Source organism: Saccharopolyspora sp. 6M (assembly GCF_020176775.1).
Classification (GTDB): domain Bacteria; phylum Actinomycetota; class Actinomycetes; order Mycobacteriales; family Pseudonocardiaceae; genus Saccharopolyspora_C; species Saccharopolyspora_C gregorii.
On sequence record NZ_JAIUJZ010000014.1, the window covers coordinates 111,837 to 133,249 of the forward strand.

General features: G+C 69.9%; 16 protein-coding genes. 13 read left to right on the top strand and 3 right to left on the bottom strand.

What is annotated here, in order from left to right; translation table 11 throughout:
* Positions 1–229: 229 nt before the first annotated feature.
* The 10 genes from LCD31_RS02925 to LCD31_RS02970 all read left to right on the top strand — a co-directional run bounded on the left by LCD31_RS02925 (position 230) and on the right by LCD31_RS02970 (position 14,196).
* Positions 230–2,590, top strand: coding sequence for a penicillin acylase family protein (locus tag LCD31_RS02925; RefSeq protein WP_224955857.1), 2,361 nt, complete (start codon positions 230–232; stop codon positions 2,588–2,590).
* 42 nt (positions 2,591–2,632) lie between these two features.
* The gene (locus tag LCD31_RS02930) at positions 2,633–3,439 is read left to right on the top strand and encodes an alpha/beta fold hydrolase (RefSeq protein WP_224955858.1); all 807 of its coding nucleotides are present in this window, start codon (positions 2,633–2,635) and stop codon (positions 3,437–3,439) included.
* A gap of 314 nt (positions 3,440–3,753) precedes the next feature.
* A complete protein-coding gene (locus tag LCD31_RS02935) occupies positions 3,754–4,488 on the top strand; it encodes an aspartyl/asparaginyl beta-hydroxylase domain-containing protein (protein WP_224955859.1) in 735 nt (244 codons plus the stop codon).
* 54 nt (positions 4,489–4,542) lie between these two features.
* Entirely contained in the window at positions 4,543–5,406 is an 864-nt protein-coding gene (locus LCD31_RS02940; RefSeq protein WP_224955860.1) for a hypothetical protein, read from the top strand.
* On the top strand, positions 5,403–6,572 hold the full coding sequence (locus tag LCD31_RS02945) for a nucleotide disphospho-sugar-binding domain-containing protein (protein ID WP_224955861.1): 1,170 nt from the start codon (positions 5,403–5,405) through the stop codon (positions 6,570–6,572). Before LCD31_RS02940 ends, LCD31_RS02945 begins: the two co-directional genes overlap by 4 nt.
* 47 nt (positions 6,573–6,619) lie before the next feature.
* Positions 6,620–7,801 carry a nucleotide disphospho-sugar-binding domain-containing protein gene (locus tag LCD31_RS02950; RefSeq protein ID WP_374201636.1) on the top strand — a complete coding sequence of 394 codons (1,182 nt, stop codon included), beginning with the start codon at positions 6,620–6,622 and terminating at the stop codon, positions 7,799–7,801.
* Positions 7,798–9,729 carry a hypothetical protein gene (locus LCD31_RS02955; protein WP_224955863.1) on the top strand — a complete coding sequence of 644 codons (1,932 nt, stop codon included), beginning with the start codon at positions 7,798–7,800 and terminating at the stop codon, positions 9,727–9,729. The genes LCD31_RS02950 and LCD31_RS02955 overlap by 4 nt, the downstream gene beginning before the upstream one ends.
* Before the next feature lie 34 nt (positions 9,730–9,763).
* Complete coding sequence (locus tag LCD31_RS02960) at positions 9,764–10,501, top strand: thioesterase II family protein (protein WP_224955864.1); 738 nt, start codon at positions 9,764–9,766, stop codon at positions 10,499–10,501.
* Between the two features lie 34 nt (positions 10,502–10,535).
* Entirely contained in the window at positions 10,536–11,351 is an 816-nt protein-coding gene (locus tag LCD31_RS02965; RefSeq protein ID WP_224955865.1) for an SDR family oxidoreductase, read from the top strand.
* A gap of 52 nt (positions 11,352–11,403) precedes the next feature.
* The gene (locus tag LCD31_RS02970; RefSeq protein WP_224955866.1) at positions 11,404–14,196 is read left to right on the top strand and encodes a non-ribosomal peptide synthetase; all 2,793 of its coding nucleotides are present in this window, start codon (positions 11,404–11,406) and stop codon (positions 14,194–14,196) included.
* On the opposite strand, the gene LCD31_RS02975 is transcribed toward LCD31_RS02970, so the two are convergent.
* The 3 genes from LCD31_RS02975 to LCD31_RS02985 form a co-directional block, all read right to left on the bottom strand.
* Complete coding sequence (locus tag LCD31_RS02975) at positions 14,191–15,000, bottom strand: ABC transporter permease (RefSeq protein WP_224955867.1); 810 nt, start codon at positions 14,998–15,000, stop codon at positions 14,191–14,193. The genes LCD31_RS02970 and LCD31_RS02975 overlap by 6 nt on opposite strands.
* Positions 14,997–15,959, bottom strand: coding sequence for an ATP-binding cassette domain-containing protein (locus LCD31_RS02980; protein ID WP_224955868.1), 963 nt, complete (start codon positions 15,957–15,959; stop codon positions 14,997–14,999). Before LCD31_RS02980 ends, LCD31_RS02975 begins: the two co-directional genes overlap by 4 nt.
* Positions 15,960–16,020: 61 nt before the next feature.
* Positions 16,021–16,923: a helix-turn-helix transcriptional regulator gene (locus tag LCD31_RS02985; RefSeq protein WP_224955869.1), complete on the bottom strand. Its 903-nt coding sequence runs from the start codon at positions 16,921–16,923 to the stop codon at positions 16,021–16,023.
* A 1,012-nt stretch (positions 16,924–17,935) separates the two neighbouring features.
* On the opposite strand from LCD31_RS02985, the gene LCD31_RS02990 reads away from it, so the two are divergent.
* From LCD31_RS02990 to LCD31_RS03000, 3 genes are read left to right on the top strand one after another with little or no spacing between them, the layout of a single operon-like run.
* Complete coding sequence (locus LCD31_RS02990) at positions 17,936–19,081, top strand: inositol-3-phosphate synthase (RefSeq protein ID WP_224955870.1); 1,146 nt, start codon at positions 17,936–17,938, stop codon at positions 19,079–19,081.
* Positions 19,078–19,932, top strand: coding sequence for an SCO3242 family prenyltransferase (locus LCD31_RS02995; protein ID WP_224955871.1), 855 nt, complete (start codon positions 19,078–19,080; stop codon positions 19,930–19,932). Before LCD31_RS02990 ends, LCD31_RS02995 begins: the two co-directional genes overlap by 4 nt.
* Complete coding sequence (locus LCD31_RS03000; RefSeq protein ID WP_224955872.1) at positions 19,929–21,380, top strand: EboA domain-containing protein; 1,452 nt, start codon at positions 19,929–19,931, stop codon at positions 21,378–21,380. The genes LCD31_RS02995 and LCD31_RS03000 overlap by 4 nt, the downstream gene beginning before the upstream one ends.
* The last annotated feature ends 33 nt before the right edge of the window (positions 21,381–21,413 follow it).

Consider the following 21,413-nt stretch of genomic DNA (forward strand, 5'->3'; position numbering starts at 1 on the left):
CTCCCCACACGGGGGTGACTACCACACAAACCATCCCTCCTCATCATCCCCCACTCCCTCTTTTTTTTATAACTGGGCGGGGGCCCGGGCGGGGGGGGGGGGGGGGGGGGGGGGCCCCCCCCCCCCCCCCAACGATCCACCCACGTACGATCGAAAGGCTCCTGACATGACCCGCACCCGCCTCCGTCGCGGTGCGCGCGCACTCGCGGCCTCCGCAACGGTCTTGCTCATGACGGTGGGGTCGGGTGGCATGTCGGCCTCGGCCGCAGTCGTGCCCGCCGGTGCCGAGGCCGTCGTGCGCTACACCGAGCACGGGATTCCGCACATCCTCGCCGAGGACTACACCGGACTCGGCTACGGCTACGGCTACGCGTCGGCGAAGGACAACCTCTGCGCCCTGTCCGACGTGTACATGACCCTCCGGGCCGAGCGCTCCCGGCACCTCGGCCCGGACGCGCCGCCGAACGAGGGTCTCGCCAGCGTCGACAACAGCCTCGACAGCGACCTCTACTACCAGGGAGTGAACGACAGCGGGGTCGTGGATAAGGTGTCCGGTCAGCAACCGCCGCTCGGCCCGAAACCCGAAATCGTGGAGATGGTGCGCGGATACGTCGGCGGGTTCAACCGGTACCTGGAGGAGACGGGTGCCGACGGCATCACCGACCCCGCGTGCGCGGGTGCGGCCTGGGTGCGCCCGATCTCCGAACTCGACGTGTACCGGCACGTCTACGACGTGAGCACCTCGTCCGGGCTGGGCAGGCTGGCGGGAGACATCGTCAACGCACAACCTCCGGGGACGCGGGGGCGGTCGGCGGACGTGCCGCACGACGTAGGTGCCGTGCTCAAGGGGCTCGGTGCTGGAGACGGAGTGCGGCCCAAAGCGAGCAACGCGATCGCGGCAGGCAAGGACGCCACCCGGTCCGGGCAGAGCGTGCTGCTGGGCAATCCGCACTACCCCTGGCACGGACCGAACCGCTTCTGGCAGGCGCACCTCACCATTCCCGGTGAACTCAACGTATCCGGCGCCTCCCTGCTCGGGATTCCCAGCGTCCTCATCGGACACAACGACGAGATCGCGTGGAGTCACACGGTCTCCACGGCGGCGACGATGGGGCTCTACGAGGTTCCGCTGGTTCCGGGCGAACCCACCGCGTACCAGGTGGACGGAAAGCGGGAGGAGATGACCGGCCGCACCGTCCGGGTCGAGGTGCGCAACACCGACGGTGGCACCGACACCGTCGAGCGGACGCTGTGGTCGACCCGTTACGGCCCGGTGATCGCGGGTGCGGGCGGTTCCCCGCTGCCGTGGGAGACGACCGCGCACGCGGTGCGCGACCCCAACGTCACCAACCTCCGCACGCTCAACACGTGGCTCGACTTCGGTACGGCGGAGAGCACGGCGGACATGTCGAGAGCCCTTGCCGACAACCAGAGCCTGCCGTGGTTGAACACGATCGCCGCCGACCGGAGGGGAGACGTACTCTACTCCGACGTCCAGGTGGCTCCGCACGTCACCGACGAACTCGCGGAGAAGTGCAGCACTCCGCTGGGCGCGCAGATCTTCGCGCTGAGCGGTATCTCGGTTCTCGACGGAGGACGGGGTGACTGCGCCTGGGGCAGCGACGAGGATGCCGTGCAACCCGGCATCTTCGGCCCCGGCGCGCTTCCCGAGATGGTGCGTCGTGACTACGTGCTCAATGCCAACGACAGCCCGTGGCTGACGAACCTGGAGCAGCCGCTGGTGGACTACCCGCGCACCATCGGTGATGTCGGGACCGAGCGCTCGGCTCGGACCAGGGAGGCGATCGAGTCGGTGCGGGAACGCCGTGCGGGCGAAGACGGGTTGCCGGGCGAGGGATTCTCGCACGAGACGATGAAGGACATGCTGTTCGCCGACCGCAGCAGGGTGGCGGTGCTGGCGGCAGCGGATACCGCCGACATGTGCGAGTCGTTCCCGGGTGGCCGAGCACCATCCAGCTCAGGGCCGGTCGACGTATCGGCCGCCTGCGATGCGGTGGCGAAGTGGGACCACACGTACCGGCTCGACAGCCGGGGTTCGCTGCTGTTCGAACGCTTCGTCCGTGCCCTGGGGTCGGTCGAGGGCGGGCCGTGGCAGGTCGGGTTCGACCCCGCCGATCCGGTGCACACCCCGAACACGCTCAAGACCGGCGATCCCGCCGTGCACCGTGCGTTCGGCGACGCGGCGGTCGAACTCCGGAACGCCGGTATCCCGTTGGACGCTCCGCTCGGTGACCACCAGCAGGTGACCCGCAACGGTGCGGAGATCGGGATCCACGGCGGACCGGGGGAGTTGGGCGTCCTCAACGTCATCACACCCGAGTGGGATCCCGGGCAGGGCAACACCGAGGTCGCCCACGGATCGAGCTTCGTCCAGGTGGTGGAGTTCGGGAGTGCCGGGAGCCCGAAGGCCTCGACTCTGATGACCTACTCGCAGTCGACCGATCCGACCTCGCCCCACTACGCGGACCAGACCGAGTTGTACTCCGCCGGCCAGTGGGTGACCGACCGGTTCAGCGAGCAGGAGATCGCCAACTCCCCGGAACTGCGGGTCGAGGTCCTCGACCGGTAGCGGAGATGACCCGGGCGGCCGGGTGACGAGTGAGGAGAGCGGATGCCTTTCGCGTCGGTGAACGGCGTGCGCCTGCATTACGACGAGTTCGGCGTGGGCGAACCGGTGCTGCTCATCATGGGAAGCGGCGGACGGGGCCGCGCCTGGCACTTGCACCAGGTGCCCGCCCTGCGCGCCGCGGGCTACCGCGTCGTGACGTTCGACAACCGGGGCATCGCCCCCAGCGACCTGTGCGCGGACGGTTTCACGGTGCGGGACATGGTGGGTGACGTCGTCGGACTCATCGAGCACCTGGGCCTGGAATCGGTGCGCGTGGTCGGCACGTCAATGGGTTCCTACATCGCACAGGAACTCGTGCTCGCGCGGCCGGATCTGGTCCGGCAGGCGGTTCTGATGGCGACCAGAGGGCGTACCGACAGGTTTCGGGCTGCGTTGTCGACCGCGACTCGTGAGCTGCACCGCTCGGGCGCGGTCATCCCGTCGTCCTACTCGGCCGTGACGCAAGCGATGCAAGTCCTGTCACCGGCGACCCTGGCCCGGGACCAGGACGCCGCGGACTGGCTCGACCTGCTGGAACTGGCGCCACCGCCGGGTCCCGGCGAGTTGGCTCAGCTGGCCGTGGAACCGATGCCGGACCGGTTGGAGGCATACCGCGCGATCGAGGTCCGGTGCCACGTCGTGTCGTTCTCCGACGACCTCTTGACGCCCGCGCAGCACGGCAGAGAACTCGCCGAGATCATTCCTGGAGCGACCTACGAATGCGTGGCGGACGCGGGTCACTACGGTTATCTGGAGGTTCCCGAAACAGTGAACAAGTCTATTGTGGAGTTCTTTCGGTCGGCCTGTTGATTCCGCCGGGCAAGGGGAATTTCGCCCGGACTTAATGGCGGCGACTGCGGTCGCGGACAGTGCTAACGTGCGATCCAGTGAGGTCGTGCAGGCGTCAAAATCCTGCTGCGCCAGGGGTTTTGGGGACGCTGGGGGGCGAATTCCGCCTTCCTCGCGGTGAGCCGACTCACCGCCTTGATGGGCGCGTTGCCCGACGCCGCGTGGAGGGAAGACGTTTTTCGATGATGGACGTAGCCGCATTGACCAGACAGGTCGGCAGGATCGGTGACCTCGACCCGTCATTGCTCCAGCGCGCCAGCCGTGAAGGGGTGAGCGTGCCCGACGAGTGGGGACTGGAATACGGCGAGTACCAGAGCGGTGGGTGGCTGACGCTGTCGTTGTACAACGAGAGCGGTGATCCGAACGATCTCACCATCCGTGACTGCGAGCCGCAGGAAACCACGCTGTTGAAGCGGATGCCCGCCACTCGGGAGCTGCTGCGGTCCTTCGGGCTCAGCTACATGTGGGTGCGGATCGCGCGGCTGTCGTCCAACTCGTTCCTGTGGGAACACCGAGACTACGAGGAGCTGTCCGATGTAGAGCGGCATCGGCTGCACATCCCGCTGCGCACCAACCGTTCGTCGGCACTCGTGACCGGCGGGGCGAAGGTGCATCTCGGCTACGGCGGCATCTGGCGACTCGTCCCGACCCATGCGCACGGTGCGTGCAACCTGACCGGGCCGGACCGGGTCCACTTGATCATGGATTGCTACGCCGACGACGCGTTCCGCCGTTTCACCGAGAACATCCACCTCACGCAGCAGGACGTCCAGGTGTTGCCGGAGCCGGAAGACGACGTGCTGGAAGGACACCTGGACCGCGCGGTGCAACTGCTCACCTTGGGCTACGGGCGGGTGGCCGAGCAATCCCTGCTGCGCCTGTTCTACAGCTACGCCATGCCGGAAGGCACCGTGTACGACCTGATCCTCGAAGCCCACCGGCGGTTCGGCGACGAGTCCCAGGTCGCGGCCTGGCAGGACACGAAGAAGGTCATGCTCGGCCTCGCCTGATCTTCCCACCACGGCAACCGATCATTCCCCGTCAGATCCTCGCTAGGAGTAGGCGTGAGCACCTCGTTGATCAGCGACCTCGCGGAGTCCAGCCCGCCGACGATCCGACCACTGCTGGAAGTGGTGGTGGACGCGTTGTCGAGCAGTCCTCGCGTCCGCCGCATCGCGCTCACCGGTGGGCGGGTAGCCGACCTGCACGGGGCGGGCGAGATCGAGCTCGTCGTGGTGGTGGACGACGACTGCCTCGCCCTCTTCGCCCTCGTGCTCGACGACCTGATGACGCACGGGGTCGGGACGCTGTTGCCGGGTTGGCGGGAGAACGCGGACGGTGCGACCACCAGCGTCGATTCGCTCTACCTGGCCCCGCACGCCGGGCGGCTGCACCGATTGCGGGTGCGCCTCGTCGGCGGCGGACTGGCCGAGGCGGTCGAATCGCGGGAGCCGAGCTGCCCGCTGTACGTGGCGGATCAAGTCACGGCGGGGGTCGACTCCGCATCCGGGGTGACGGCCGAGGCGCTCACGGATCGACCGCCGACGGCGGCAGGTCTGCTCTGCGAGTTGCTCGTGCGCCTGCACACCCTCCGCGACGAGCTCGGCGTCAGCGGCTACCTGCGTGGCTACGGACGTGTGGTCGAGGTGCGGGAGACGCTGGCCCAACTGGTCGCCGCGGTGCTCGGCCTGCCCGAGTCCCGCAGGCGGTGGGCGGATCTCGACGGCGAACTCGCGGTCACCCCGTTGGGACGGGCGTGCCGCACCGCGCTGCACGACCTCGTCGCGGCACCGGTGCCGGGAACGCCGACCGACGTGGCGGCGACGGTGCGGACCTGTCTGGACCTGGTGGCCGTGGCCGACCCGGCGCTGGCCGCCGAGTGGGGCGGCACCCTCGACTCGTACCGGCACTACCTGGACGCGGCATGAGCGGTTACCTGCTCGTCCCGTTCCCGCTGCACGGCCACGTCAACCCGATGGTCGCCGTGGCGGAGGAACTCGTGCGTCGGGGCGAGCCGGTCACCGTCGCGGTGAGCGCCGGCTTCGCCGAACCTTTCGCCGCGGCCGGCTGTGCGATCGTGGAGCTGGACATCCGGGCTCGTGAACGCATCCCCGAACAGCAGGACCTGCGCTACAAACTCGGCGGGTTGCGCAGGGCGTGGGACATCGTCGCGGAGCGGTTCCGGCTCACCGAAGTCCTCGGCCGCGTGGTCGAGGACTTGAATCCGGACGCCGTGGTCACCGACATCATGGCGATCTGGGGGATCAAGGCGGCCGAGGCCAACGACGTCCCGTTCGTGTCCTTCTACGTGACCTACGCCCTGAGCGAGGAAATCCTCCTGTCCGATGTGGACCGCAAGTTCGGCCCCCGGATGAAGACCCTCGCCAGGTGGTCCGGTATCGCCCGCATCCAGCCCGGACTCCGCCGTCGCGTCACCGCGCACGCGGCCATGGCGCTGGTGAACGTGGTCTCGGAGTTGCAGCCGATGCGGTGGTCGTTCGATGGGCGTTTTCGTTTCGTGGGGCCGCTTCAGCGGGGTTCGTCGGTGGGGTATGAGGGTGGGGATCTGCCGTGGGACCGGATCCGCAGCGGCCCGACCGCGTACGTCTCGACCGGGACGTTGTTCACCCGTGGTGCGGAGTACTTCCGGCGGGTGGCGGAGGGTTTCGCGGGTTCTGGGTGGTGCGTGGTGATGGCGACGTCGCATACGGATCCGGCCGAGTTGGGTGTGTTGCCGGAGAACGTGGTCGCGCGTCGGTATGTTCCGCAGTCCGAGGTGTTGGCGCACAGTGATGTGTTCGTGACGCATGCGGGGATGAATTCGGCGATGGAGGGTTTGGCGCTGGGCATCCCGATGGTCCTCGTACCACGCGCCTACGATCAGCGCGGCATCGCGCGGCAGATCGCCTCCCTCGGAGCAGGGGAGATCGTGGCGGCCACGGCGGCGGCATCGGAGTTCCGCGAGGCGGCGGACCGAGTGCATGGCGACGAACGGATGCGAGCAACCCTCGACGAGCTGTCCGCCAGCGTGCGGGGCGCGGGCGGAGCCGGCGCCGCGGTGGATGCCCTGCAGAAACTCACGGCGAACCGATGACCCGCTACCTCGTGTTCCCGTACCCGCAGCATGGCCACGTGAGGCCGATGTCGGCGCTGGCCGCCGAGCTGGTGCGGCGCGGCGACCACGTCGCGGTCGCCGTGACCCCCGAGTTCGCGGCCGAGTTCCGCGACGTCGGTTGCGAGGTCACCGAGTTCGCCGCGACGGTCGGCAACGCCCACGTACCCGAACGGAAGCCACGCCGCACCGTGCTGCCCCGCCGAGTGGTCGCAGCTCTGTCGCGTCGGCGGAGCCGGAAGAGGGTGGTCCGTCGGATCCGCGGGTGCTGGACGTCGTGGAATCCCGATGTGGTGGTCACCGATTACGTGGCGGGCTGGGGAGCAACGGCAGCCCGTGCCGAAGGCACGCCCTGGGTCGCGCTGAGCGTCACCTATGCGCTCAACGACGAGGTCGTCCTGGACGAGTTGCGGGCGCGCACGGGGCCGATCGCCGAATCCTGCGCGCGTCGCACCGGGCTCACCCGCGTCCACCCGGCATTGCGGATGCCGGGTGCACGAGCACCGCTGGTGCTGGTGAACGTGGTCGCGGAGTTGCAGCCGATGCGGTGGTCGTTCGATGGGCGTTTTCGTTTCGTGGGGCCGCTTCAGCGGGGTTCGTCGGTGGGGTATGAGGGTGGGGATCTGCCGTGGGACCGGATCCGCAGCGGCCCGACCGCGTACGTCTCGTCGGGAACCGTGTTCTCCCGTGGTGCGGAGTACTTCCGGCGGGTGGCGGAGGGTTTCGCGGGTTCTGGGTGGTGCGTGGTGATGGCGACGTCGCATACGGATCCGGCCGAGTTGGGTGTGTTGCCGGAGAACGTGGTCGCGCGTCGGTATGTTCCGCAGTCCGAGGTGTTGGCGCACAGTGATGTGTTCGTGACGCATGCGGGGATGAATTCGGCGATGGAGGGTTTGGCGCTGGGCATCCCGATGGTCCTCGTACCACGCGCGGGCGATCAACTCACGACCGCGCGCCGACTGCGGGACATCGGGGTCGGCGTGGAAGTGGACGCGAACGCCTCCCCTGCGCAGTTCCGCGCCGCGGTGGAAGCGGTGCGCGACGACGAGTCCGTCGCGGCGGCGCTGGCGTCGCACGCGCGACGTGTTCGTCAAGCGGGTGGTGCGGGCATGGCCGCGGACCTGCTGTCGGAGTTCGCCCGCTCCTCCGCGGTCACCTCCCGCGCGTCGTCCACGAAGGACTCGACGTCGCCTGCGGGAGGTTCGTGTTGACCACGTTGCGACGCCGCACCTTCCTGTGCGGTTCGACGGCGGTCAGTGCTGTCGCCGTCGGAGGCAGCTGGGCGGCCGCACCCGTCTTCGCGGCATCGACCGAGCCGCACGAGGCGATCGTCAGGGACGCGCACCTGCACTGGAACTCGGTTCCTCGGGACTGGCGGAGTGCGCCGTTGCTGGGCAACGGTGTTCTGTGGGGACAGGTTCACCGGAGCGCGGACGGCAGGGGACTGACCGTGGCGCTCGGCGGCGCGAGCACACCCTGGGAGGCACCGGACGCCCGACTCGCGCTGGTGCTGGCCGGGACCCCGACGGAAGCGCGGTGGGAACTGGATCTGTGGAACGCGGAACTCACCGGGACGCTGACGACCACGCGTGGCTCCGTGCGCTTCGCCGCGCTCGTGCCGCGTTCCGAGAACGTGTTGATGATCTCGCTCACCCCGTCGGAAGGCGAGAGCCGCGCGGCGTGGGTTCCGGACGAGGACGCACAGGTGTCCTGGTGCGAGCGCCGCCAGGGCAGTCGGCGGATCGTGACGGCCTCGCTCGACGCCGGCCCCCCGCGGGACGTGGACGGTCCGGAGCTCGTCGAGTCGCACCGGGCGTGGTGGAACAGCTTCTACCGCCGCAGTTTCCTGTCGATTCCGGACAAGACCGTGCAGCGGTTCCACTGGGCGCAGCTGTACCGGGCCGCCGCGACACGTCCTGGCGGTGAGCACGCGACGGCGATGCTCGACGGGTACGGGCACGGCGCCTGGGCGGCTCCCTCGACCCCGACGCACGCACGGGCGGCGATTCCCGGCACCGGGTCCAAGGAAGGATTCACCGGGAACATGATCGCTGCGGCGGGTTTGCCCGCGCTGTGGCGGCACTGCGTCCACAGCGGCGACGACGAGCTGCTGAGGGAGACGGTGCGACCGGCGCTGCGGCGTGCGGTCGGCTTCTACGGCCAGTTCCTCGTCGAAGACGCCGGAGGGCGGCTCCACCTTCCGCTGACGCACTCGCCGACCTACGCCGACGTGCACGACAGCACCTACGATCTCGAACTGCTCCGCTGGGCAGCGCGGGCCTTGGTGCGGTCCAGCACGTTGCTGGGGGTGCGGGACCCTCGTGGCGACCGGTGGAACGACATCGGCGAGCGGTTGGTCCGGGCTCATCGGGACGTCGGTGGAGCTCCGATGGTCGGCGCGGGCGTGGCCCTCGGCGAGTCGCATCGGCACCCGTCACACCTCGTCGCGCTGCACCAGCTGGACGACCTCGCGGACTCGCACGATCGCGCCGTCTGGAAGCGGGGGTTCGAGTGCTGGTCGGCGCTGCGGGGTGACTGGCAGGGACATTCCCACCTGGCGGCGGCCGCGATGTCGAGCGCGCTGAACGACGGCGACGTGGCGCGCGCCGAGCTGGAGCACGTTCTCGCGGAACGCGTCGGGGACTCGGAGTTCCTGCCGAACACCCTCTACCGCGCGGGAGGCGCGGCACCGCCGGACGTGGGCTACGCGGTCAGCCGCATCCTGCGCGACATGATGACTCGGTGGCGTGGCGACGTCGTGGACCTCTTCCCCGCGGTGCCCGCGGGGTGGGCCGACGTCTCGGTGTCCGGCCTGGAAGTGCGGCAAGGCATCCGTGTCGACGCCGGGCGGAGCGGCGGCCGAACCGAGTGGGTGCGCGTGCACAGCGGAACCGACCGGGCCTGGACGTTGCGGCACGGGATCAACGGCCCGGTGACCGTGCGGGACGGGCGGGGACGCCGGATCCACGGCGGTGGTCGGGGGCCGGCGGAGGTGCGCGTCGCACCCCGGGCACACGGCGCGGTCGTGGTGGTCGAGCGCACGGGATTCGAGGGTGGCACCGAACCCCGCGACGTGACCGCCAGCGGCAGCGGGAGGCGATGGGGCTCGCCCGCGGTATCCCGGCGAGAACTGATCTGAACCGTGCAGTCGACCTAGTGGAGGGGTGAGGGACATGTCGCGACCTTCGTTGGTGTGCGTGCCGTTCGCGGGAGCGGGCGCGTCGTACTTCCGGCCGTGGGCGGAGCACGTGGAGCCCGCGTTCGACCTGGTACCGCTCCCGCTTCCAGGCAGAGAGCGGGAGATCGGCGCCGAACCGTTCCGGGATGCCTCGGTGGCGGCCGATTTCCTTCGGGACGCGGTGATCGAGCGGGTAGGTACGGGCGAGGTCGTCCTGTTCGGGCACAGTCTCGGAGCAGTCCTGGCCTACGAGCTGGCACACCGGCTGGCCGACGTTCCGGGCATCGACCTTCGACGCCTGGTCGTCAGCGGATCGCCGGGTCCGTGGAGCACCCGGCGGCAGCGGGCGACCGGGCTCGCGGACGCGGAGTTCCTGGACCAGGTGAGGGAATTCGCCGGTTACGACCATCCGGCCTTGCGATTCCCCGAGATGCGGGAGTTGATCCTGCCCGCGCTGCGTGCGGACGTCGAGATGCACGAGAACTACCGGCCGAGTCGAACCGAGCCGCTGCCGGTGCCGATCACCTCGCTGCGGGGACGCGACGACGAACTCGTGGACACCGAACACGCGGGGCAGTGGTCCAAGGCCACCACCGGGACCTTCGACCTGGTCGAGCTCCCCGGCGGGCACATGTACCTCACCGACTCGGTGGGCGCGGTCGCGGAACTCATCACCGCAGCGCTGTCCGAGGCGGACGGCAGCTCCTGGACCATCGGCACGTCGGCGACCTGAGCACGATCGCCCGGAAGGAACTCCGTTGCGCTTGATGGGAAAGACCGCGGTCATCACCGGAGCGGCGCGTGGGCTCGGACGGGCCTGCGCGGTCGCGTTCGCCCGTGAGGGGGCGAGCGTGGTCCTGACCGACATCGGGCAGGACCTGGACGGCGTTCCCTACCCGCTGGGCTCGGCAAGCCAGCTGGCCCACACGGCCGAGCTGTGCGCGGAACACGGCGTGGCCACGATGACCTCCGAGCTCGACGTTCGCAGGGCTGGCGAGGTGGCTGCGCTCGTGGACACCGCTCTCGGGCGGTTCGGGGCGGTGGACCTGCTCGTCAACAACGCCGGGATCGCCGCACCCTCAGGCCGTGCCGCGCACGACATCAGCGAGGACGAGTGGAATCTCATGCTCGACGTGGATCTTTCCGGCGCGTGGCGGATGATCCGTGCGGTCGCTCCGTCCATGTTGGACCGCAGGAACGGGAGCATCGTCAACGTCGCCTCCACCGCGGGTTTGGTCGGCTACCGCCATTTCGCGGGCTACGTCGCGGCCAAGCACGGTCTGGTGGGCCTGACCAAGGCCGTGGCACTGGACTTCGCGCCGAAGAAGGTCAGGGTGAACGCGGTGTGCCCCGGCTCGGTGCGGGACGACAAGTGGGCCGAGGGGCGGATGCTGTCCGAGATCGCTCGCTGCCTGGAGGTTCCCGTGGACGAGCACGAGGAGACCTTCGTGCAGGCCCAGCCGATGAACCAGTTGATCGAGCCGGAGGACGTCGCGGGAGCGGCGGTGTTCCTGGCTTCCGACGATGCGCGTCAGGTGACCGGTTCCGTGCTGACCGTCGATGGCGGGTTCACCGCGCGATGACGTGGCAGACAGCGCTCCCGGCGGAGCCGGGGACCACAGGAGAGGCGACGCCATGACCGACTTCTCAGCAGCCGGTGACGGGGGAGCGGAGGCTCGGCCCGACGCCGCACGCTGCCACGCCCTGTCCGTTCGCCTGGCCCCCTCGGTGGAGCACGCGACGATCGCCGCGAGGCTGGCGGCGGTCCGCCAACAGGATGCGCGCCGTCCGGCGCACGAGTTGTGGGTGCAGCGGATCGCAGGCTCCGCCGACGATCCGATCGCTGAGCGGATCCGACGCGGTGAGACGGCTCGGGGCGTTTCCCGCGCCGACGGGCTTCGGGTCGTCCTCCTCCAGTGCTCGGACGCGGTCGAACTGGTGCTGGTCGCCCATCGGGCGCGGTACACGGCCGGCCACCTGCGCGACACCGCTCGCTCGCTTGCCGGAGAGTCCGCGCCGGTGTGTCCCGCGTCGCCCATCGCCGGTCTGGACGAGGAGCTGTCCTTCGAGCCCGCCGACTGGGGCCTCGGCACGCGTGCCGAGAGCCGCCCCGGGCGGTGCGAACTTCCGGTGCGGGAGTCCGGGTCCGCGGAGACGTGGATCGCCGCGCTGTCGATCGTGCTGGATCGGTACGGGCAGGAGGCGACGTCGCTGCCGGTCGTGGCTTCGCGGCAGGCGGGTGGCGGGTGCCGTCTGGTCGCGGTGTCGACGGAGCTGTCCGGGGCCACCCAGGTCACCTCGCTGCTCGACGGCATCCGATCCGGGCTTGACGCACCGGAAGCCCAGGTGACGACGAAGGTCGCGCCGGTGGGTTTCATCGTGGACCGGATCGAGCCGGAGCACGACGGGGCGGTCGAGTACGAACCGTGCCTGGCCCCCACGTTCCCGGTCACGCTCTCGTTCGCAGCGGGGCGCGCGGACGGCGGAGTGCTTCGCTGCGACCACGATCCGCGCTGGGTCTCCCCGGAGATCGCGCACCAGTTGGTCCGGCACGTCGTGCGCGTGCACGACCAGATCATCGCGCACCCGTCGAGTGCGGTGCGGGAAGCGGAGATCCTCGGCGCCGAGTCGGCACGGGTGCTGGCGTTGGGGACCGGCCCCTCGCTCGACCGCGCCGAACCACGGCTCCTGCACGACCGGGTCAGGGCCAGGGCGGCGGAGACACCGGGAGCCATCGCGATCACCGAGGGCCCGCGACGGATCACCTACCAGGAACTCGACGATCAGTCCGACCGGTGGGCCCGCGCGCTCCGGGCGCTCGGGGTGCGGCGCGGCGCTCGGGTGGGCGTGTGCCTGGACCGCTCGGCGGAGATCCCCGTGGTGCTGCTGGCCGTGCTCAAGGCGGGCGGCGTCTACGTTCCGATGGAGCCCGCGTATCCCCGCGAACGCCTCGCCTTCATCGCCGAGGACGCGGAGCTGGCGCTGGTGGTGACCCGCCACGGCGAGTTCCCCACCGGTGCGGGCAGGAAGGCGGTCTCGCCGGAAGCGCTCTCCGCGGCACCCCCCGCCGACCATCTCCCGGAGGACGGGGAGCCCGCCGATCCGGCCTACGTGATCTACACCTCCGGTTCGACCGGCCGGCCCAAGGGCGTGGTCGTGCCACACGGCAACATCTGCGCGCTGCTCGACGCGACGAGTGTCGACTTCGGACTCGGCGGACAGGACGTGTGGACGTGGTTCCACTCCTGCGCGTTCGACTTCTCGGTCTGGGAGATCTGGGGATGCCTGGCGACGGGAGGCGGTCTCGTCGTCGTCCCGTACTGGGTCTCCCGCGACCCGGAGCGCTTTCTCGAACTCCTCGGCCGGGAGCGGGTCACGGTGCTCAGCCAGACGCCGTCGGCGTTCGCACCGCTTGCCGTCGACCAGGGCACGGCCGGCGTCGCGCCGCGCCTGGTCGTCTTCGGTGGTGAGCCGCTGGACACCCGGATGCTGGTCGGCTGGTTCGACCGGCACCCCGAGTCCCGGTGCCGCGTGGTGAACATGTTCGGCATCACCGAGACCACCGTGCACGTGACGGTGCAGACCGTGACGCGGCGCATCGCGCTGGAGGAGTCACGCGCGGTGGGACGGCCGCTGCCGGGATGGTCGGTGTCGGTGCGCGATGAAGGAGGACGGGTGTTGCCGCTCGGAGTCCCGGGCGAGATCTACGTCGGCGGTGCTGGTGTCGCCGCCCGGTACCTCAACCGCCCCGACCTCACCGAGCACCGGTTCGTCCTGGATCAGCACACCGGGCAGCGCGTTTACCGCAGCGGCGACCGGGGGCGCCTGCGGCCGGACGGCGTGCTGGAACACCTGGGCCGCCTCGACCACCAGGTGAAGATCCGTGGATTCCGCATCGAACTCGACGAGATCCGTTCGGTCCTGTTGGAGGACCCGGCGGTGAGTGCGGCGGCCGTGGTCGTCAACCGGACCGATCCGGACGACGCGGCCTCGGCCAGGCTGGACGGCTACGTCGTGACCGAGAAGTCCACTTCGGACATCCGGGCTCGCGCCGCACGACTCCTGCCGGAGCACATGGTCCCCGCGACGGTCTCCGCGATCCCCGCGATGCCGTTGACGGCGAACGGAAAACTCGACCAGCAGAGGCTGCCCGCGCCCCACCCGGCACGGCCGGCGAGGACCGCACCCGACAGCGGCGGATCGGCGACGATGGCGGACGCACTACGGGTGGTGTGGAGCGAGGTGCTCGGGGTCGAGGTCACCTTGGACGACGACTTCTTCGAACTCGGCGGCAACTCGCTGTTCGCGGTGCGGATCACGACCGCGCTGCGGGAGCGGGGCGTGCCTGCCGTCCCGCTGCGCGATCTCTACCGCTACCCGACGATCCGGCAGCTCAGCGTTCTGCGTGCGAGCGGCGGAGCCTCATAGCGGCTTGCGGAATCCCCGCACGGCGAACACGGCGCTGATCGCTCCCAGGACTGCGCTGGTGCCCAAGGCGAGGAACACGCCGTTGCCGGTCGGCAGCGCAAGGGCGAGGTTGCGGGAGGCGTCCACCGCGTAGGTCAGCGGATTCACGACGGCGAGGACTCGCAGCCAGTTCGGCAGTGCCTCCAGCGGTACGAACGCGCTGGAGACGAACATCAGCGGGAACATCGCCAGGAAACCGATGCTCTGCATCACCTCGGCCTTGCGCACCCAGGTGGCGATCGCCAGGAAGACCCAGGTCAGCGACCAGCTCACGACCAGCGCCAGCACCAGCGACGCGACCACGCCCCAGAAACCGCCCTGCGGGGAGAAGCCGAAGAGGGCGGCGGCCGTCGTCAGCAGGACGATCAGTTGCAGCGCGCTGCGGACGAGATCGGCGACGCTGCGCGCCAGCAGCACCGAGCTGAGGTGGATCGGTAGCGCGCGCAGGCGGGCGACGACTCCGTTGTGCATGTCCGAGATCAGGCCGATTCCGGACTGGAGGCCGGCGCCGATGCTGGTGGTGATGAGGATGGCGGGCATCAGGTAGTTGATGTAGTTCCCGCCCGGTGGGTCGATCACCGTGATCGCTTTGCCGAAGACCTGGCTGAACAGGACGAGCATGATCAGCGGCTGCAACATGCTGAACAGCAGCATGCGCGGGTCGACGAGCAGGGCGCGCAGCGATCTGCTGCTGAGCAGGTAGACCTGGGCGGGCATCGCGGCTCCGCGCCACCGGCGCGTGGGGGTGTCGGGGATCGTGGTCATGAAGGGACTCCCACTGGCTGTGCCCGTTCGGTCGATTGGTGGTGCGCGAGGTATACGTCGTCGAGGGTCGGTTCCCCGAGCCCGAGCGCGGCGACCTCGACCCGGGCTTCGTCCAGCGCCCGCACGACCGCCCCGAGTTCACGGGAAGCGGTGACGGAGGTCGTGATCTGGTGCCGTTCGGCGTCGTAGTCCGAAGGAAGTCCGACCGACGTGAGCGCACGCAACGCGGTGTCGGCGTCGGCAGGGTCGGACAGCGTCGTGGTGACGCTGCGTTGGCCGACTTCCGCCTTGAGTTCGCCGGGCGTGCCCGCCGCGACGACCCTGCCCTGGGACAGCACGGCGATCGAGTCCGCGAGGCGATCGGCCTCGTTGAGGTACTGGGTGGTCAGCAGCACGGTCGTACCCCGTTCCACCAACGCCTCGACGATCTCCCACATCCCCAGCCGACTGGTCGGGTCGAGGCCGGTGGTGGGTTCGTCGAGGAAGATGACGTCCGGATCGCCGACCAGGCTCGCCGCGAGGTCGAGCCGTCGCCGCATCCCACCGGAATAGGTGCCCGCGAGGCGGGTGGCGGCCCCGGTCAGGTCGAAGACGTCGAGGAGCTCGGCGGCGCGTTGCCGGGCCTCGGCCTTGCGGGCACCGAGCAGCCGGCCGATGAGCACGAGGTTGTCCACGCCCGACAGCTGCTCGTCGACGGAGGCGAACTGGCCGGTCAATCCGATGCGGGCGCAGACCTTCGCCCGGTGCCGGGTGACGTCGTATCCGGCGACCCGTGCGGTCCCGCTGCTCGGCGGGAGCAGGGTGCTCAGGATGTTGACCAGCGTGGTCTTCCCCGCACCGTTGTGGCCGAGCATGCCGAGAACGGTGCCTTGGTCGACCGACAGACACACGTCGTCGAGCGCGGTGACGGTACCGAACGTCTTGGTGAGGTGGTGGGCCTCGATGACGGGCTGGGACACGGTTGAACTCCTGGGCTGCCTGTCGTGGTGGTCATCGCGGGCGGCTCGTTCCACACCGCGGTCACGTCTGCTTCTCGGCGAAGCCGTCCCCGTTCAGCAGTGCGAGTCCGAGCGGTGTGAGCGAGTGCGACACCGCGTTCTTCTGCCTGCGCGTCGTGATCAGCCCCGCGTTGCGGAGCACCGAGGTGTGCTGGCTTGCGGCGGCGGCCGAGATGCCGAGCCGTTGCCCGAGCCCGCCGGTGGTGTAGCTGTCGAGCAGCGCGTGCAGCGCTTCGGCGCGCGTGCGCCCGAGCAAGGCGCCGAGCGTCTTGCCGCCGGACGTGCTGCGTGCCCACAACTGCTTGGTGTTCACGTCCAGCGGGGCCGGATACACCAGGACGGGGGTGCTGTGCGGATCGGTGTTGCTGAACAGCAGGGTCGGGCGGTCGAACAGGAAGACCGACGGCGTGATGACGAGACCGGCCGAGTCGAGGAAGATCTTGCGCGCCGGGCGGCCCGCGATCTGGAGGAACGGGGGCTCCCAGGTCGCCGTGGCGTGCAGGCTGCGGAGCAGTCCTTCGATGCCGTCGTTGAGAACGGCCTGCCCGCGAGCCGAGCGTTCGATCTCCAGGAGCACGGACAGGCGCTGCCAGTAAGGCTGCACGGCGGTCCTGCCGAACTCGTGGACGGCGGCGGTGGTCTTGTGGACGTCCTGCACGGGGCGTACGCATCCGGCCCGTCCGAGATCCGGGTGTGGTTCGGTGAACAGTTCCGAGGTCGGCCGCACGGCACGCACCAACTCGGTGAGGTGACGTGCTCGGGGCCCCAGCCGGGAGCGAACGGCGTAACGCCAGGGATCGAACGCGGCGGCGCCTCGACGCTGCCACAGCAGATCGGCGGCGAAGAGGATTTCGGCAACTGGAGAACGCGGGACGGCGATCCTCGTTCTGAGGAGATCGTCCGCCGAAAAATGGATACGAAGCATGGATGACCCCCAGGTCGTCGTTCACGTGCGGTTGCCACTCGTGGTGTCGGTGGAACGGTTTCCACGAGCTGATCCACCCTTGGTCCTGGAAGCAGCGCCCCGTGCGTGGCGTGCCTCCCCCAGAGGACCGATTGAAGCATCGGACGCTGGCCTGCCCTCCTGTTCTCCGGGATGATCACGATTTCTCGTGTCACGGATTGGTGCTGCTCATGATTCCTTCTCGTTCGATCCGGCAGGTCTCATTCCCGGAGAGGTGAACACCGGACGCGGCGGAACGTCCGCGATCGCGAATGTGCGATCGCGCGCGGCGTGACGGAACGCGCGGGTCGGCCCGGCCCCGCCGAGCGCGCGAATGATCATGATCGCAGCGCACGAGTTCGCTCCCGGCTGTCGTCGGACGGCAGACCGACGATCATTCTCAAGAATGATTCTCCCGGAACGTCTCCCGGGCCGTTCACGGCGTCTCCCCGTGGTCCGCCGCTAGAAGCTGTCGAATTCATGCGGAAGTCTGATCCCCCCAGGATCTTCGTCCAGTCCGCTGGACAGGCGCACGACGCTCGACCGTGCGCCTAACGCACCCCGATCTCACCTTGATCAAGGTCACGGGTGAGACTAGCCGATCGGCGTGCCGCCTGAGCAAGGTTTTTAAGTGCTCGCTGCAAATGCCAGGTCAGGCTCCGCTGGTCTGCGCTTGATGCCTCACTCGGAGTATTTTTACTCGCATTCGGCGGATGTCGGGGTTGTGGGTGACCGGGCAGGGTTGGGTTTGGCACGAATCGCGGTCCCGGTGGGTGTCGCGCGCCCGCTCGGGAATCGTGCGGTACTGGGATGATCTTCTTTCTGGGGCGGGCCGTCAGATCTGCCGCGGTGGTGCGGCGCGCAGGTGATTGCTGTGCTGGGAAAGGAAACATATCGCCGTGACGTGTCCGCGGGCGGTTCGGAGCGGACGATGCGAATGGGTTCATGGGAGGAAACGGCGTTGCAGGGTTCTGGGGGATCCGGGAATGTGGGAATGTGGCTCGTGGGCGCCCGCGGGTCGGTCGGGACGACCGCGATCTGCGGTCTGCTCGCGATGCAACGGCAAGCGGTGCCGCCGATCGGATCGGTCACCGAGGGCATGAGCTTCGGTGCCGCCGACGTGCCGGAGTGGAACGACATCGCGATCGGCGGACACGATGTCGTCGACACGCCGCTGCGCAAGCGCGCCGAGCAGCTCGCCGCCGCCGGATCGCTGCCCGGGCGACTCGTTCCGCTGATCGCGGACGACCTGTCCGAAGTGGACGAAGATATCCCGATCGGCTGCACCTCGGGCCGGTCGACGCAGCCGCAAGAGGACACGGTGCGTCGCCTCGCCGCGGACATCAGCCGGTTTCGGGACCGCCGCGGCCTGGCTCGGGTCGTGGTCGTGAACGTGGCCGCGACGGAGGCACCGCTGTCGCCGGAACCGGGGCACGAGGATCTCGCCGCGCTCAGGGACGCACTCGCCACTCCCGGGCGGGCGGTGTTGCCACCCAGTTCCCTCTACGCCTACGCGGCCCTGTCCGCTGGGTGTTCCTACGTGGACTTCACACCGTCCCCGGGCATCCGGCTCCCGGCGCTGGAGCAGTACGCGCGTCAGCGCACGCTCCCGTACGCGGGCTCGGACGGCAAGACCGGGCAGACGTTGCTGCGCACGGTGCTCGCTCCGATGTTCACCGCGCGTGCGCTGGCGGTGCGGTCCTGGTCGGGAACGAACCTGCTCGGCGGCGGCGACGGCGCGACGCTCGCCGAGAGCGACCGCGCGTCCGCCAAACTCGCGTCCAAGTCCCGTGGACTGGGCGCGTTGCTGGGGCCGGACGTGACGGCCCCGTTGCACATCGACAACGTGCCCGAACTCGGCGACCGCAAGGTGGCGTGGGACCACGTGCAGTTCGAGGGTTTCCTCGGTGCTGAGATGAGCCTCCAACTCACCTGGTCCGGTTACGACTCGGCCCTCGCCGCACCGCTGGTCCTGGATCTGACCCGCTTGCTCGCCGGCGCGCACGCCGCCGGACTCAGCGGCCCCGTCGCGGAACTGGCCTGCTTCTTCAAGGATCCGGTGGAAGGCGAGGAACACGGTTTCGCCGACCAGGTCCGCACGTTCGAACGGTGGGTCGCGGAGCTGGGGGCGGACGCGTGAGCCGCTGGATACGGCTGCTCCGGGCACCCGCGGCGTTGACGGCGTGGGCCGATCCGGTGGTGGGCTCGGTGGCCTCCGGGCGGTCTTTGCAGGGGCGCCGCCGGCTCCTTCCCGCGTCGGCGGCCGCGTTCTACTGGGCGGGGATGGTCCTGAACGACTGGGCCGACCGCGACGAGGACGCGGTGGAACGGCCCGAACGCCCGATTCCGTCCGGCGAGATCGCCGCCGAGCACGCGATCGCGGCGGCGACCGGACTGCTGACGGCGGGGGTCGGGCTCGCGGCGCTCGGCGGAGGCAGGGACGCGGTGCACATCGCGGTGCTGTTGGGGGCGACGGTGTGCGCATACGACCTCGTGCTCAAGAACACTCCTGCCGCACCCGTCGGCATGGGTGCCTGTCGCGCGCTGAACGTGCTGCTGGGCGCGGGCTGGTCCGGCATGCGCGCGGCGGCGTACGAGGCCGGACTCGTCGCCGCGCACACGGTGGGCATCACCGCGCTGTCCCGAGGCGAGGTCCACGGAGGGTCCCGGGGGATCGCCGTCGCGGCGCTCGGCGGCACCGTGGCCGTGGGAACCGCCGTGGTGGCGTCGCCCGCACCGTCCGCCCGGCACCGGGTCCAGGCGTCGGCAGCGGGTCTGACCTATGCCGGTCTCGTGGGGAGTCACCAACTGCGTGCGGTGCGCGGCCCCGCCGCTCCCGCAGTCCGATCGGCGACCGCGGCGGGGATCCACGGCATGATCGCGTTGCAGTCCGCGCTGGCCGCTCGCCGTGGTGCGGGTGCGGTGGCCGTCGTCATCGCGGCGGCGCTGCCGCTCGCACGGCGGCTCGGCAAGAAGGTGAGCCCGACATGAGCGGGTTCGCGCTCGGCTACGGCACCAACGGCTTCAGCAACCATCGGCTCGACGATGCGCTGACGTTGATCGCGGAACTCGGTTACACGGCTGTGGCGCTCACCCTCGACCACGACCACTTGGACCCGTGGGCACCGACGTTGTCCGGGGACGTGGCTCGGGTCGCGTCCCGGTTGCGGGAACTGGACCTGCGCTGCGTGGTGGAGACCGGAGCGCGGTACTTGCTGGACCCCCGCCGCAAGCACCATCCGACCCTGCTGTGCGCGGAACCGGAGCCGCGAGCGGAATTCCTGCGACGAGCGGTGCGGATCGGTGCCGAGCTGGGAGCCGACAGCGTGTCGTTCTGGTCCGGCGTCCGGGAGGCGCACGTCGCCCCGGAACTGGCGCGGGAGCGACTGCTCGCGGGTATCGCCGAGGTCCTCGACGAAGCCGGGCGCAACGAGGTCCCGTTGGGGCTCGAACCCGAGCCGGGGATGTTCGTCCAGCAGCTGAGCGAGGCGCTCGACGTGCGCGAAGCGCTCGGTTCACCGGAGTACCTGGGCATCACGCTCGACGTCGGTCACTGCGTCGCGGTCGAACCCGTCGACGCCGCGACGTGCGTCCGCCAGGCCGCCGGGTCGCTCGTCAACGTCCAACTCGACGACATGCTGCCGGGCGTGCACGAGCACCTCGAATTCGGCGACGGTGACCTCGACCTGCCCGGCACCCTCGCGGCCCTGGACGAGGTCGGCTACCGAGGGGTGGCGGCGGTCGAGCTGCCACGGCACAGCCATGCCGCCCCGGCGGTCGCACGGCGGGCCATCACGGCGCTGCGTCGAGCGCGCGGGGAACCGGCCACATCCCGGTGGGAGCTTTCCGGAGCAGGAGCGTGGGTCGAGCAGGCGCGGGCGCGGATCCGGGCCGATCCCACGGCGATCCGAGCGCTCTTTCCCGCCGCAGGCCGGCACGCCGGGCGGGCGCCGATCCGCGCCGACGTCGACGCGGCGGGGCTGGTGCACGGGACGGAGGACGACCGGGCACGCACCGCGATGCTGACCACCCTCGCCGCGGTCGTGTCCACCGAGGTTCTCGCCGCCGAACTCGGCGAGCTGTACCGGTACGGGGACGGCGCGGAACGACGCGGAGTCCTTCGTGCGTTGCACGTGATCCCGGCCGAGGTCGCCGGCGCGGGGATCGCGCTCGTCGAAGATGCGCTGCGCACCAACGACAGCACGCTGATCGCGGCCTCGATGGGATCATTCGCCGCGCGTCACCTCGACCAGCCCGCATGGCGTCACGGCGTTCTCAAGTGCCTGTTCCTCGGGATTCCGCTGGCGGCCGTGGCGGAACTGGAACGCAGGCGCGACGACGAGTTGGCTCGGATGGTGACCGACTTCGCCCGCGAGCGCCGCGCGGCGGGTCGGCCGGTTCCCCGGGACGCCGACCGGCTGCTGGCCGCCCGGAACTGACTCCTACGCCATGAGTTCCCAGCACCCCGACCG

Excerpts from the sequence above, each read along its gene's own strand:
- LCD31_RS02925 (WP_224955857.1), top strand. The coding sequence starts at position 230 with ATGACGGTGGGGTCGGGTGGCATGTCGGCCTCGGCCGCAGTCGTGCCC.
- LCD31_RS02930 (WP_224955858.1), top strand. The coding sequence starts at position 2,633 with ATGCCTTTCGCGTCGGTGAACGGCGTGCGCCTGCATTACGACGAGTTC.
- LCD31_RS02945 (WP_224955861.1), top strand. The coding sequence starts at position 5,403 with ATGAGCGGTTACCTGCTCGTCCCGTTCCCGCTGCACGGCCACGTCAAC.
- LCD31_RS02950 (WP_374201636.1), top strand. The coding sequence starts at position 6,620 with ATGTCGGCGCTGGCCGCCGAGCTGGTGCGGCGCGGCGACCACGTCGCG.
- LCD31_RS02960 (WP_224955864.1), top strand. The coding sequence starts at position 9,764 with ATGTCGCGACCTTCGTTGGTGTGCGTGCCGTTCGCGGGAGCGGGCGCG.
- LCD31_RS02965 (WP_224955865.1), top strand. The coding sequence starts at position 10,536 with ATGGGAAAGACCGCGGTCATCACCGGAGCGGCGCGTGGGCTCGGACGG.
- LCD31_RS02970 (WP_224955866.1), top strand. The coding sequence starts at position 11,404 with ATGACCGACTTCTCAGCAGCCGGTGACGGGGGAGCGGAGGCTCGGCCC.
- LCD31_RS02975 (WP_224955867.1), bottom strand. The coding sequence starts at position 15,000 with ATGACCACGATCCCCGACACCCCCACGCGCCGGTGGCGCGGAGCCGCG.
- LCD31_RS02985 (WP_224955869.1), bottom strand. The coding sequence starts at position 16,923 with ATGCTTCGTATCCATTTTTCGGCGGACGATCTCCTCAGAACGAGGATC.
- LCD31_RS02990 (WP_224955870.1), top strand. The coding sequence starts at position 17,936 with ATGTGGCTCGTGGGCGCCCGCGGGTCGGTCGGGACGACCGCGATCTGC.
- LCD31_RS03000 (WP_224955872.1), top strand. The coding sequence starts at position 19,929 with ATGAGCGGGTTCGCGCTCGGCTACGGCACCAACGGCTTCAGCAACCAT.